The following is a 13,659-nucleotide window of genomic DNA, read 5'->3' as shown; positions in this document are numbered from 1 at the left end:
TCCAGACAAAGCTACTATTCCTCATCAGCGATTGTTTAACCGTTAATAATGGCACTATTATATTGAAAACCGCGAAAAAAGTCAAATAAGGACTACCTTTGGTGTTAAAGACCCTCTTCATACTAATTGTTCATGACACATGCATACGAATGTTTTATAATGATTTCGAATTAAATCGCTTCAAGTTGAGATGAGTTGAGATAAGAAAGGTGAGCTGAGAAATGGCACAGATTAAAATTTACGGAATAAAAGAAACTCTAAATCCAATCAAAAAGCAACTTTCAGAGGTGATTCATTCTGCTGTGGTGGATGCGTTCAAATATCCTCCTGACAAGAGGTTTCAACGTTTTTTTCCTATGGATCAGGAAGACTTTATATATGCCGATGGTCGCTCTGAGGCGTACACCATTATTGAAATCAGTATCTTTGAAGGCAGAACGACAGAAGCTAAGAAGCAACTCATTAACCTGTTATTCCAAAGAATTAACGATCTTTTGGGTATTTCTCCACAGGATCTTGAGATTACTATATTTGAAACACCCAAACAGAACTGGGGCATTCGGGGTGTACCGGGTGATGAGCTTCAGCTGAGCTATAAAGTGAATATATGAGTGCAAAAAGACGCCCTTCATGTCATCATGAAAAGCGTCTTTCTTTTCCCATACTCGCTAAATGAAGCCTTGCTATTTTACAGCAACATAAAACAGTCTCGCCGCGTCATCTTCTGCTTCTACCCATTCAAAATCCGCATATACCTTCACATCACGAAAACCCGCTTTGGACAATTCTGCCTTCATCCAGTCTGGGTCATAGGCACGTTGAACATGTATTTCCTCGAAACGCTGGTATAGATCGCGTCCTTCTTGTTCTGCTTTCGCAAAGATACTAAGATGATGCTCAATTTCACAACGGGGAGTGTCCAACGCACATGTCCAGATATACGAGATAGAGCGTTCATCCAGTACGAAAGGCTGCTCTTCATCATAACGTAAAAACGTCTGAGGATGATGTACATCGAACAAGAAGGTTCCGCCAGGCTTTAGACCAGCATGCGTTCTGCGAAAAGTAGAAATTATATCTTCTTCCTCCAACAAGTAATTCAGACAATCGCAAAAAGAAATTACAGAATCCACAGGCTCGGGTAAAATCCATTCTCTCATATCCTGCTGTATCCAGCGAACGCTTCCCTCACGAAACAATCGCTGTCCCTGTGGAGTGGTTTCCATTTTGCGACGGGCTACTGCCAGCATGTCAGAGGATAAGTCGATTCCAGCCACCTCGAAGCCCGAGTTAACCAGGGGGATCGTAATTGAACCCGTTCCGCAGCCCAGCTCGGCCACCGTATGAGGCATACCGTACTGATCCCAAGCCTGCCGTGCAAAGCGCAACCAGTCCGGGTACGGCATGTCCTGCATCAGCTCATCATACACATAGGCAAACTTCCGGTAAGAAGCCATTTTTTATTCCCCATTCCCGTCCTTCGGTTCAGGTATATTCTCCACCAGGTAGGTCCAGTTTTCCTTTTGTGTAACCAGTCCTTCCTTCATCAGCTTGCCCATCGCACGCTTGAAGGCGGATTTACTGATACCAAACCGTTGCTTGATAATATCCGGCGGTGTTGCGTCGGAATAAGGCATGCCGCCGCCCGGACGCTCTTTCAGAAAAGCAATCAACCGCTCCGCATCCTCATCACGGCCTACTTCCTTGCGTGGTGACATCGCCAGATTGACCCGACCGTCTTCCCGAACAAGCGTGACCCGTACCTTGACCTCTTCGCCCAAGCGAAGCATCCGGTTACGCTCCGAGGAATGAATCATTCCAATCGCGCCAAAACCAAGCACACCTCCGTTCACCAGGACGAATGTGCCCATCTGAAGCGGCTTGTACACAGTCGCCTGCACCCACGTATTCAGCCACGAATCAGGGGCGTGGAAGCACAACGGAGCCAGCTCCTGTTCCCCTGCCAGCTTAGCCCGCAGTCTGCCTTGCTTGTCATGCTCCATAATGGCATACACGTAGTCGCCCACACGAGGATGCAAATCTCGGTTTTCTGGCAACTCACGAATCGGCAGCAAAAGCTGACGACCCAATCCCATCTCCAGGAAACAACCCAAACGCGGATGCACATCGGCCACCTCAAGCTTTGCCATTTCGCCCAACGACAAGAACGGCTTTTTCATAGTTGCGGCCAAACGGTCCTCTGTATCGTGAAAAATAAATACCTCCAACCGTTCACCAACTTCGATTTCACGTGTCAGCTCCGTATAATGCAGCAGCACATCCTGCTCACCAACAGTGAGAAAATAACCGAAAGGAGATACCTCACGATCCACCATAATGGTGACATAAGTACCGGCGATCAAACTCATACCTTTTCCACAACCTTAGCATCCGACCAGAGTCGTTCAATGTTATAGTATTCGCGCTCGTCGCGATGGAAGACATGCACTACGACATCCCCCAAATCCATTAGCACCCAACGGGCGGAATCCATTCCTTCGATTCCTTTGATGGTTACACCTTCATCATGAGCGCGTTTGCGAATTTCTGTTGCAATCGCCTGTACCTGTGTATCCGAATTACCGTGGCAGATGACAAAATAATCAGCTACTAGTGATATTCCCCGCAAATCCAGTGCGACAATATTCATTGCCTTTTTATCATTTGCAGCATCAACCGCTGTTTGCATTAATTGCTCATTAGTTAGGGTCATTCATGAACCTCCGTTTTTCTCTGTTTTAGTTGTTGAATCAAGTCATTGCGCGACAAGACTGTCAGTGGAAAAATAACCTTTTTCTTTTCCAGCAACAATGTAATCGTGGAGTCAAATCCAGCGATAAGGCCCTGCTCCAAGCTTTTCTTTGCCTGTTTACGGATATGCTCAACCCCCGGAAAATCCCGTCCCGGTTCGATGTAATCAGCGAGACACACGACTTTATCCAGCAGGCTCATACCTACGCGTCCTGACGTATGCCAGCGGATCGCATTCCTTATTTCCGGATCATCCACTCCGTAATCTCTTGCTGCAACGCAGTATCCTACCTCTGAATGCCAGAGCTGCTTGTCATGTTCCAAAAGCTCCTGATCACATTCGGGATGACTGCGAATCACCTCTTCCATCTGCTGGACAGGCCAATATTTCGCTACATCATGCAAAATAGCCGCCAGTTCGGCCTTATCCGGATCTGCTCCATATCGCTGCGCAAGCTCAACTGAGGTATGCATAACACTTAGTGTGTGCTTCCAGCGCTTTTCAGGCATTTGACCAGATACGGCTTCCATTAATTGCTCACGGCTGTACTTCATACAAACCGCCCCTTGTAATATAGTCATGCACACGATCAGGCACAAGATAACGGATGGTACGCCCTTCCGCAGCACGCTCTCGAATATCCGTCGACGAAATGTCCACCACTGGCATATCCGCCAGCAGTACCTTGTCCTGCAAATAATGCGGCAACTCATCCAACGCAAGCTGGAACCCTGGGCGCCGAACACCAATAAAATAAATTCGCTGCGCCAGTTCCTCAATTCCCTGCCAATGAGGCAAGTAGTTCACCATATCCGCACCAATAATAAAATAAAAATCCACAGCAGAGTGCAACTCCTGAAGCTCCTTGATCGTGTCAATGGTATAGGATACTCCCCCGCGAAGCACTTCAATATCCAGCACTTCAAAAGCAGGATGACCCGCTACCGCTTCACTCGTCATCTCCAGACGCTCCTTACCGCTCGCCCCCGCCTGATGCTTGTGCGGAGGAATATGAGAAGGCATAAACCATACTTGATCCAGATCATAGGCATCTCTTGCCGCTTCTCCAGCCAGCAGATGTCCAATATGAATTGGGTCAAATGTACCACCCATAATACCGATTTTCATAATTTTCTCCCCGCGTGTTATCCTCTAGGCAACTCGATTTCCTTATGATCACGGGATTCTTTGTACAAAATAATAGTGCTCCCGATGATCTGAACAAGCTCAGAACCTGTCTCCGCGGCCAGTTCTTCCGCAATTTCATGTTTGTCGTCCAAACAGTTGTTCAAAATTTGCACTTTCATCAGCTCACGCTTTTCAATCGCATCGTTGATGTGACGCATAAGATGCTCATTCGTACCGTTTTTGCCTACTTGAAAAACCGGGTCCAAATGATGCGCCATTGAACGCAAATATCTTTTTTGTTTACCTGTTAACATGTATATTTAACCCCTTCGTCGCCACATATGCAATGCAGCATTTCCATAATTTTAATGTACAATCTTACTTACGACAGGCTACTCAGCACAGCCGCTCTCATTTGCTCTACAGCAGGGACAACCCCTGTGAAATACTCAAAAGCCACAGCCCCCTGGTACACGAACATGCCCAAGCCCCCATGTACAGTGCAGCCGCGCTGTTCACGGCTTTCCCGTAAAAGTCTCGTTTCCAGCGGATTGTAGATCAAATCACTCACAATGATTCCCTCCGGAATCAAGCTCGTTTCCAGTGGAAGTTCATCCGATAAAGGGGACATTCCCACCGAGGTTGTGTTAATCAACACATTCACTGTGGCGAGCACGCTCTTGGCATCCTCGTTAGAATAACCCCTCACTGGGATCGCCTCCGTCGTCCACTCTAATGCCAGTTGCTCAGCTTTGTCACGTGTTCGGTTCAAAATAATAACCGATTCCGGTTGCTCCTCCAATAGAGCATGAATTACGCCACGAGCAGCCCCTCCGGCTCCAAGAACAGCAATTCTTGCGCCCTTCAAATCGACAGAAGTCTCTTCTTTGAGGGAACGTACGTAGCCAATTCCGTCCGTGTTATAGCCCTTGAGCCGTCCATTGTCATTCACTATCGTATTGACAGCGCCAATGAGTCTGGCCCCTTCATCAATCTCATCCAGATATTTCATAACCTCGACTTTATGGGGAATCGTCACATTGACTCCGCGGAAATGCATAGCGCAAATCCCCTTCATGGCATCTTCCAGCTGATCCGGTTTGACATGAAGAGGTACAAAATCTCCTTCAATCCCCGCTGCCTGTAAAGCTATTTTATGCATAAGAGGCGATTTGGAGTGCTTGATCGGATCACCCAATACGCCCAATAGTACAAGACCTTGTTCGGTCGCTTCAGACTCCCCGCTGTTCATCGTTGCTCTCCCCCATATTGCAAAATATTAGGCCGCACAAATACATGAATGGCGGCAGGAACCAGTACCTGTTCCTTGCCGCCCTATAACATGGTTACAGCAACGTTATATCAACGCAGGCCGCAAAAGCACACGGACTCCCCGAGGAGCATGAACCGCAACCAGAGCTCCGTTCTCGCTATTCACTCTGATCCATCCCAAACCGGAAATGTAGATGTCCGATGGAGATTTGCGTGGAACGCGGAACTCATGTCTTGTCCATTCCGGCATTTCTGCCAATTGATCGCGTGTTGGCGGAGATAACAATTCCCCGGCATGATCAGCGAACAACTGATCAGCCCGCTCCAGCTTCGTGCGATGTATTTTAAGACCACCGTTAATGTAGCAGGTAAATGATTGGTGCTGACCCTCCACAAAATCAAATCGAGCCATACCGCCGAAAAACAATGTTTGTCCGGCATCAAGCTGATACGCAGCAGGCTTCAGCGGCTTGTCCGGCATAATAGCACTCAAGTCCTGACGGGAGACAATCTCACTGAATCGCCAAGGGTATACAATACCCGGAGTATCAATAATGTGCTTGCCGTCGTCGAGCGGAATATTCACCATATCGAGTGTAGTCCCCGGGTAACGGGACGTTGTAAGTTCCTGCTCCATATCGCTATAATCACGAATCAAGCGGTTAATGAGCGTGGATTTACCCACATTTGTCGCTCCGACCACATATACATCGCGGTTACCACGGAGCTCAGATACCACATCCAACAGACGGTCAAAGCCCTGATTTTTCTTAGCTGAGCACAGTACGATTTCTTCTGTGCGTAGTCCTTGCTCCTTCGCTTGCTTTTGTACCCAGTTACGCACCTTGTTCCAATTCGTTACCTTAGGCAGCAAATCGGTCTTGTTCACAGCCAGTATAACCGGATTGGAGCCTACAAAGCGTTGCAAACCGGAAATCAAGCTACCTTCAAAATCAAAAATATCTACAATGTGGATGACGAGCGCATTCTTGTCACCAATTTGACTGAGCAGCTTCAAGAACTCATCTTGATCCACCGTCACTGAAGACGTCTCATTATAGTTTTTGATCCGGAAGCAACGCTGACAGATGACAGGTTCGCGAGTAAGCAATTTTTCAGGAATATATCCCGGAAGCTCCGGGCTAGTGGTCTGCACGGTGATACCGCAACCACTACATTTGACGGCAGTGCCGCCGTCAGGTCTTTCAGTCATTCTTCTTTTCCTCCTCAAGCCATAAGCCTTTCTTACGTAACCTTGTGAGCGCGATTCGCTCCAACCGCCGATTAAATCGGGTCATGACTCCTTCATCATGAATGGATATCGGTAGCACCAACACCGTATGCAATCCCAGTCGGTTACCTCCCAATACGTCCGTCAACATTTGGTCTCCGACCATAATAGTCTCTTCCGGAGTCAGCCCCATCATACGGATGGCTCTACGAAAAGACGAGTTGGAAGGCTTCCGTGCGGCATGTATAAATTCAATGTCCAAAGGCGTAGCAAACACGGATACACGGTCCATATTGTTGTTAGACACGATGACAAGCTTAAAACCCGCCTGTTTGACCTTCTCAAACCAGGCCACCAGCTCGGGAGTCGCATTCGGCGCTTTTGCGCCGACCAGCGTGTTATCCAGATCCGTAATAATGCCGCGATATCCTTGAGCATACAAGCCTTCGAGATCAATATCAAAGACGGTATTCACCCGTAATTTGGGCATCAGCATTTCAAACAACGTCGGTCACCTCAGTTTCATACGACAAACTATACCATATTACTATGGCTTAGTAAAAAGCTATCCGCAACAAACGGACAGCTTTTTCACTAAATATATAGCTAAAGATTAAAATAGACGGCAAATTGAACCAAATCAAAAATAGACTAGTCTTGATCCTTCTGATCCGTCGCAGCTTTTCGTCCAGCCCATCGTTTTATCCATCCTTCTTTGTGTAACAGAGAGGCCTGCTGGCGAACCATATGCCAATCTTCTGCGGTTACGGATGAGGGACTATAACGCGCTTGTTCAAATCGTCCAAGCAGCTGATGTAAAATAGAAGCTTGTTCCGGTACTTCTAGCGACCATCTATCAACTGATTCCCTCAGCGTCTCGTGACTGGCGCGGACAAATCCCTTTCTTCGCATGTACCTTAACCAGTGCTCAGTTTCGACGACCACCTTTTCATCCGGGGTCAGCGGCTTACCTCTGCGTAAACGCAGCAGATAAAAGTGAATGTCTGCCCGATTACGCCAGACGATATAAGCAGCCCACAGCAGCAGAATTGCAGCAGCAGAACCTATGATTACAGGATGAATCTTTGAACCTTCCTCCGGATCAGTCTGCGGGTTCTGCTCAGGCTGTTCTGGTTCAGGCTGATCTTTAACCTCTGGGGCTTCTGGAGTCTTTGAATCCTCCTGTTCCGTAAGCAGCGGCATATCAAAGCCAGGCGTAGCTTCTACAGGAACCCAACCGTATTCACCTAAATATACTTCCGCCCAGGAATGAGCATCCGCATTTGTCACGGAGTAAGAGGACATATTTTCGTCACCTTCGCCCGTTGTTGCATCATCTGAAAACGTCTGCTGACCAGGTGCATACCCTTTAACCCAACGGGCTGGAACCCCAACAGAGCGAGCCATCATGACTAATGAGGTGGAATAATAATCGCAATAGCCCTCCCGAATCTCAAACAGAAAGGCATCCACAAAATCTCTGCTTCTTTTCCGTGAGAGGTCCGGATTGTTCGTATATGCATAATTTTGCTGCAAATACTGCTGTAGTAATCCGACTTTTTCATATGGCGTTTTCGCCGTTGACGTTACGTTCTGAGCCAAATCACGAACCCGCCGTGGTAACTCATCTGGAATTTGTAGATAGGCTTCCTGTTTGTTTTTTCTGTACAACTCATTAAAAGTTTTTGTGCGTAGCTCTTTCTCAGGGATCACAGGGACATGTGATACCAGAGTATACGTTTTAGGATAAGCAGTTCTTCGGGAGGATGGATTCCAAAGCAGTTCCGCCTGTTCCGGGTTCCAATGTAACCCATCTGCCCGTGAATCTCTGTCCACCGATTGAACACGCTGCACCGAATAGGCGCCAAACAGAACAGGATAGCTCTGGTCATTTTGCATCGTAATGGTCTGAACGACCTGCTCAGTCGAATGCCGCGTTTCTTGTGTGTTTTCAAGCTCTGCGGTCATCGGCACATCATTTAGCGTTTGATCATCGTTTCCCCCGTCACTCCAGCCTGTACCGGAATAGGTTCGTTTCGTTTCCCCCCGCCAATAGCTTCGTTGAGTGGTCGTGATGGTCATGACAGGAGAATAATCAAAATTAAAACCTCCACCCAACCGATTATCCTGGCGACTATACCCTGATGCGGTGTTCATCCGCTGATTCAGTGCCCCAGATCCATTGCTAATCCCGGCGGTGGTTGAGCTATTTCTCTGGGTCCACGCTGTATAGGGATCCGTCAAAGCTGGCTGTACCTCGGGCATATTGACACCAGCCATAATAATGAGCGCAAAAATGACCGCAATATTGGCTGCTATTTTATATGGATAGCGTCGAATATGCTTCCACCCTTGAGGATAATGCTGCCGAAAATACTGCAGATGCTGTGTCACTAGCCAACCCATACCAGCAAAGACGATCCAGGCAACCTCCTCCCACAGCACAGTTGGCGTAAAGGAATCAAGCACTGCCAGCGCGGCGATATTAATACCCACAAAAACAAGAATCCGCTGTTTCGTTGTAACGATGAGCGGCACCATTTCAATAACTAGCCAAGCGATGAGGGAAAACCAAATATAAGGAGACATATTGGATATAAATTGGTCCAGGCGATTGGCTACCCCTCCGAAGGGGATAATGATGGAGTAAGACACCAATGTCCGATACAAAATAAAAAACAGCGCCGCCGCCTTAACAATAAATTCAATCCAAGGACGAAATGGTAGTACAATCTTCACCAGAGCCAGCATTGTAATGGTCATCAGTACAAGTGCTCTTGTCTCTTCCAGCCATAATTCGGAAGCAAAAGAAACCCATTGCATGGCAATAATAATAATCCATAAAAATGTAAAAGCGGGGGCCCAGGAACCCTTTAACGATTGTAACCAGCTCTTCATAGTGTCCCTCCCCCCATTACAGCCGGGAGCTCTTCAAGGCTCTCAACATCGTAGCCCTTGATTCCCCTTGCACGAAGCATGCTCATCCATTTTTCAGCTTCTCCCTCAGCAGAACCTTCTCCGATATAGACATGGCACGGAGTCATCCCTCGGGTATCGGCCCAACGAAGAAGCTCCATCGCCTGATAATCATTCAGCGGACTAATCAGTATAAAATAACAGCCTTGCGGAAACTGGCGCACACTGCTTTCTACAGCGGATTTCAAGCTACCTTGTGAAGTTGTGTGTATGTCTACCAAGTGATGCATCATTCGTTGTCGTTCCATTGTCTGCTCACTTGGCTGAAAGACAGTGCCTTTTTCTCCAGCTGTGCACAATCCAACCCCCATTCGCTCCCGTCCACCATATTCCAGCAATGAAGCGGTGGAGGATACAGCTAGCTCAAACTGTTCGGCGTTTACATAATGCTTCATGTGTACGTCCAGCACAAGCATCGTTTTTGGAACGGTCTCATGCTCAAATTCCTTGGATTTCCAGCTACCTGTACGAGCCGTCGCATTCCAATGGATGCGCGAAAACCGATCTCCATATACATAGTCCCGTACACCGTTAATTTGTGTCGTCTCACGCCGCGTTCGAGTTTGAACGGTCTGCGGTCCAGACATCCTTGAGCGACGGTCATTCATCTGCCAATACGGAATGAATACCGTTCGGGGCAGCACCCGAAATTCACCGCGTGCGTTCAAGCTGCCTTTGTGCTCCAACAGACCGAAGATGTCCTCACTCACACATTCAGTTTCCTCAAAGTGGTAGCTTCCTCGCTCTAAAGCGGGAGTCTGAAATGTAAGCTGACCGCCCCCTTTTAGACTAGGAATGACACTGTCCTCAAACGACCAGGATTCACCTGTATGCCGCTTGAGGACCTCACGGACAATGACATAGGGTAACGGAAGAAAACCAGGAATGCTGAGGCTCAGCTTTACATGCACCTGATCTCCCGCATGCAGCAGTTCTCCAAACTCCGAGCCTTGCGAAAGCTGCCGGGAGCCTTGCACACGGCGAACTCCACTCAGACCAACGATCCCTAAATAAACGATTAACAGCGTAACCATAGACAACAGCATGACCGACGTCTTGCCGCCCTGAAACAACAAATATAGCAGGCACACCACCCATATGACCACCAGAAGCCAGATGCGGCCTGACAGCCGGGGAAGCCTGCGCTTCCTTTTGACCATATTCATTCCCTAAGGACGCTCCATTCGTACGGGTACATGAACCTGCCGAAGGACAGCTTGGAGCACGGACTGGGCATTGGAACTGTCCAGACGCGCCTCGGGACGCAGCAACAAACGATGCGTTAGCACATAAGGTGCCAGCGCCTTGACATCATCAGGCAGCACATAGTCACGGTTGTCCAGAAAAGCGTATGCCTTCGCAGCCATTACAAAAGCAAGCGCCGCCCGGGGGCTAGCTCCCAGCAGCACGGATGGATGTTCTCTTGTCGCACGCACGATATCAAGTAAATAGGACGTCACTGCTTCGTCCATATAAATTCCTCTAATTTCCTGCTGGATGTCAGCAACCTGCTCCATATGAGCTACAGCCTCCAGACGGTCTGCTGGCTGGCCTGCCTGATGATGAAGCAGCATGTTTCGCTCCGTCTCCATGTCAGGATAACCCAAGCTGATTTTGAGCATAAAACGATCTAACTGTGCTTCCGGCAGCATATAAGTGCCTTCAAAATCAATCGGATTTTGTGTCGCACACAGCATAAAAGGATGAGGCAACATATGCGTGTCCCCATCCACCGTCACACTGCGTTCCTCCATAACCTCCAGCAGAGCCGACTGGGTTTTCGTCGTCGCTCGGTTAATTTCGTCCGCCAGCAAAATATTAGTCATCACAGGACCCGGACGGAAATAAAAACGCTCGTCCCGTGGATGAAATATGGATACCCCTGTAATATCACTCGGGAGAATATCAGGATTACATTGAACACGGCGGTAATCACCGCGCATGGATTTGGCAAGCGCCTTGATCATTTGCGTTTTCCCCGTACCCGGAACGTCCTCGATCAGAATGTGTCCACCCGCCAGCATAGCCGTAAGCAGTAATTTTATTTCAAAGGATTTACCTAATATACATGATTCCAGATTAGAACGGATTGCAGATACAATCTGCACAGATTCTTGACGTACGGGCATAGCTCTGTAAACCTCCTAGATAGCAGCATGTTTCCTATTATTGTACATGAAGGCGGGCACAGAGTACACTTAACCCCCTGCCCGTATTATTCAAACTCCATCCTTCTTTCGATCTTTCATGTGCAGAACAATTAAAAACCCTTCGGTCATTAGATCCGAAGGGCACATGTATATAATCATTTATTTTTATGTCATTTCTAAGTACGCTGCTTCTATATGCTTCCTTTTGGACGAACAAACAAGCATGCCAGAAAAGAGAAAATAATCGCAGAGGAAATTCCTGCACTTGTCAGACTAAAGATCCCTGTAATGACACCCAACCATCCGTCCTTCTCCAATTCCGTTAATGCGCCGTGTACAAGTGAGTTACCAAAACTGGTAATTGGAATGGTCGCACCCGCCCCTGCAAATTTAATAAGCGGATCGTATATCCCAACAGCATCAGCAATTGCACCTGCAACTACCAACGTACTCATCGTATGTGCCGGCGTCATTTTGAACACATCCATCATCAACTGGCCTACGACACAAATGGCACCACCCACTAAAAAAGCCCATAGAAATATCATACCGTTCCTCCCGCTTCAAAAGCTACAGCATGTGCAACACAAGGAATGCTTTCACCCTGCTGTGTAGTCAAAGGAGATAATAACGCTCCGGTCGCCACGACCAGTACCTTTTGCAGCTCTCCTTTTTCGATCCGCTTCAACAAATGCCCGTAGGTTACAACAGCCGAGCAGCCACAACCACTGCCTCCTGCAATGACTTTCTTTTGCTTATTGATATCGTAAATCAGTAAACCGCAATCATTAAATTCCGTCTGATTCATATCGAACCCATCTTTTTTGAGCAGCTCCTTGGCAATCGGTAGCCCCACTGAGGCTAAATCGCCCGTTACAATGAGATCATAGTAACCAGGGTCACGGCCAGTATCTCGAAAATGAGACAACAGCGTATCCGCAGCCGCGGGAGCCATTGCTCCACCCATATTAAAGGGGTCTTTAATGCCCATATCCATTACACGTCCAATGGTAGCACAATCCACCACCGTCCCTGACTTGGCATGTCCTACAATTGCGGCGCCGGAACCGGTAACAGTATACTGAGCCGTAGGGGGCTTCTGTGATCCGTATTCATTAGGATAGCGGAATTGTTTTTCTACAGTACAGTTATGGCTGGTCGTACCCGCCATCACGTAGTCACCGGCCTCTGAGTCCACAATAAGTGCGGCTAAGGCTAAGCTTTCCATTGATGTTGAGCAGGCTCCAAAAACACCCAAATAGGGAATGGCCAGCTTGCTAGCCGAGAAGGAGCTACTGATAATCTGATTCATCAGATCACCACTAATAAAAAACTGTACTTCTTCTTTGTTCAAATTCGCATTAATTAGCGCCAGCTCTGTAGAATGCTCAATCAATCTACGTTCCGCTTTTTCCCACGTTTTCTCGTTGATTTCTATATTGTCATAAATATAATCAAAATCTGTGGATAACGGTCCCTCTCCTTCATCCGGGCCCACAACGGTGGCACTTCCAATGATGCGCGGTCTTGATTCAAACTTCCAGGTTTGTCCTCCCTGTCTTCTCATAAGTGATTGCCTCCCACACCAAGGATGGCATATATAACGCCTACGATAAATGCGGCCACCACCCCGAATACGATAACTGAGCCTGCCAGTTTGAACATATTCGCGCCCACTCCGAGCACCAGTCCCTCAGAACGATATTCCAATGCAGCCGAACACATGGAGTTAGCAAAGCCTGTAATTGGCACAGCGGTTCCCGCGCCCGCCCATTGGGCAACCTTATCGTAAACCCCGATACAGGTTAATATGACCGCCAGCAAGATCATCATGGATGAGGTTGGCGGGGCGGCCTCCTTGGCTGATATGTGCATTCCTGCCATAAAAGCCTCTTGAATCGCCTGTCCAATCACACAGATCCCGCCTCCAACCAGAAAAGCGCGCACACAATTGGCAAATACTTTCCTCGAGGGTTCATGCTTTTGTGAAATATTCTGATAGTCCTTCTCATTTATGGACAGCGGCGACGTATTGGTACGAAAACCGCGCTGCCCTGATTTAGCTGGCATCATTCACCACCCCTTGTCTGTAAGTTTTCGCGCTTGGCGGTTCGAATTGCTTGGGTCTTTTTCATTATGAGCTTTTTGGA

General features: G+C 47.9%; 16 protein-coding genes and 1 other annotated feature (1 of these 17 cut by a window edge). Of the genes, 1 reads left to right on the top strand and 15 read right to left on the bottom strand.

The window, feature by feature from the left end; genetic code table 11:
* Window positions 1-37, bottom strand: a binding site (T-box leader) (it extends 221 nt beyond the left edge of the window).
* 184 nt (window positions 38-221) lie between these two features.
* Complete coding sequence (locus NSQ58_RS10860) at window positions 222-611, top strand: tautomerase family protein (protein ID WP_028540439.1); 390 nt, start codon at window positions 222-224, stop codon at window positions 609-611.
* Between the two features lie 72 nt (window positions 612-683).
* Here NSQ58_RS10860 and NSQ58_RS10855 read toward each other — a convergent pair whose 3' ends face one another.
* From NSQ58_RS10855 to spoVAC, 15 genes are all read right to left on the bottom strand, one after another.
* Entirely contained in the window at window positions 684-1,457 is a 774-nt protein-coding gene (locus tag NSQ58_RS10855) for a class I SAM-dependent DNA methyltransferase (RefSeq protein ID WP_023989528.1), read from the bottom strand.
* Window positions 1,458-1,460: 3 nt separating this feature from the next.
* Window positions 1,461-2,369 carry a CvfB family protein gene (locus NSQ58_RS10850; protein WP_023989529.1) on the bottom strand — a complete coding sequence of 303 codons (909 nt, stop codon included), beginning with the start codon at window positions 2,367-2,369 and terminating at the stop codon, window positions 1,461-1,463.
* Window positions 2,366-2,713, bottom strand: a complete 348-nt coding sequence (rsfS, locus tag NSQ58_RS10845; protein ID WP_013311194.1) for a ribosome silencing factor — start codon at window positions 2,711-2,713, stop codon at window positions 2,366-2,368. Before rsfS ends, NSQ58_RS10850 begins: the two co-directional genes overlap by 4 nt.
* Window positions 2,710-3,306 carry a bis(5'-nucleosyl)-tetraphosphatase (symmetrical) YqeK gene (yqeK, locus tag NSQ58_RS10840; RefSeq protein WP_341057380.1) on the bottom strand — a complete coding sequence of 199 codons (597 nt, stop codon included), beginning with the start codon at window positions 3,304-3,306 and terminating at the stop codon, window positions 2,710-2,712. Before yqeK ends, rsfS begins: the two co-directional genes overlap by 4 nt.
* On the bottom strand, window positions 3,290-3,880 hold the full coding sequence (nadD, locus tag NSQ58_RS10835; RefSeq protein WP_023989531.1) for a nicotinate-nucleotide adenylyltransferase: 591 nt from the start codon (window positions 3,878-3,880) through the stop codon (window positions 3,290-3,292). The genes yqeK and nadD overlap by 17 nt, the downstream gene beginning before the upstream one ends.
* A 17-nt stretch (window positions 3,881-3,897) precedes the next feature.
* Entirely contained in the window at window positions 3,898-4,194 is a 297-nt protein-coding gene (yhbY, locus tag NSQ58_RS10830) for a ribosome assembly RNA-binding protein YhbY (protein WP_013311197.1), read from the bottom strand.
* A gap of 68 nt (window positions 4,195-4,262) precedes the next feature.
* Window positions 4,263-5,132: a shikimate dehydrogenase gene (gene aroE, locus NSQ58_RS10825; protein WP_023989532.1), complete on the bottom strand. Its 870-nt coding sequence runs from the start codon at window positions 5,130-5,132 to the stop codon at window positions 4,263-4,265.
* Between the two features lie 105 nt (window positions 5,133-5,237).
* The gene (yqeH, locus tag NSQ58_RS10820) at window positions 5,238-6,365 is read right to left on the bottom strand and encodes a ribosome biogenesis GTPase YqeH (RefSeq protein ID WP_023989533.1); all 1,128 of its coding nucleotides are present in this window, start codon (window positions 6,363-6,365) and stop codon (window positions 5,238-5,240) included.
* The gene (locus tag NSQ58_RS10815; RefSeq protein WP_013311200.1) at window positions 6,358-6,888 is read right to left on the bottom strand and encodes a YqeG family HAD IIIA-type phosphatase; all 531 of its coding nucleotides are present in this window, start codon (window positions 6,886-6,888) and stop codon (window positions 6,358-6,360) included. Before NSQ58_RS10815 ends, yqeH begins: the two co-directional genes overlap by 8 nt.
* Before the next feature lie 146 nt (window positions 6,889-7,034).
* A complete protein-coding gene (locus NSQ58_RS10810) occupies window positions 7,035-9,281 on the bottom strand; it encodes a transglutaminase TgpA family protein (protein ID WP_023989534.1) in 2,247 nt (748 codons plus the stop codon).
* Window positions 9,278-10,525 (bottom strand): DUF58 domain-containing protein, encoded by a 1,248-nt coding sequence (locus NSQ58_RS10805; protein WP_028540433.1) that lies wholly within the window; start codon window positions 10,523-10,525, stop codon window positions 9,278-9,280. Before NSQ58_RS10805 ends, NSQ58_RS10810 begins: the two co-directional genes overlap by 4 nt.
* A 3-nt stretch (window positions 10,526-10,528) precedes the next feature.
* Entirely contained in the window at window positions 10,529-11,488 is a 960-nt protein-coding gene (locus NSQ58_RS10800; RefSeq protein WP_028540432.1) for an AAA family ATPase, read from the bottom strand.
* Window positions 11,489-11,700: 212 nt separating this feature from the next.
* Window positions 11,701-12,057 (bottom strand): stage V sporulation protein AE, encoded by a 357-nt coding sequence (gene spoVAE / locus NSQ58_RS10795; RefSeq protein WP_013311204.1) that lies wholly within the window; start codon window positions 12,055-12,057, stop codon window positions 11,701-11,703.
* The gene (spoVAD, locus tag NSQ58_RS10790) at window positions 12,054-13,076 is read right to left on the bottom strand and encodes a stage V sporulation protein AD (protein WP_023989537.1); all 1,023 of its coding nucleotides are present in this window, start codon (window positions 13,074-13,076) and stop codon (window positions 12,054-12,056) included. The genes spoVAE and spoVAD overlap by 4 nt, the downstream gene beginning before the upstream one ends.
* Window positions 13,073-13,579: a stage V sporulation protein AC gene (spoVAC, locus tag NSQ58_RS10785; protein WP_023989538.1), complete on the bottom strand. Its 507-nt coding sequence runs from the start codon at window positions 13,577-13,579 to the stop codon at window positions 13,073-13,075. The genes spoVAD and spoVAC overlap by 4 nt, the downstream gene beginning before the upstream one ends.
* Window positions 13,580-13,659 lie beyond the last annotated feature (80 nt).

The sequence above is a fragment of the Paenibacillus sp. FSL M7-0134 genome, from assembly GCF_038007865.1.
Classification (GTDB): Bacteria; Bacillota; Bacilli; order Paenibacillales; family Paenibacillaceae; genus Paenibacillus; species Paenibacillus polymyxa_B.
Note: the sequence above shows the minus strand (reverse complement) of the source record. Positions and strands in the feature narration are given on the sequence as shown.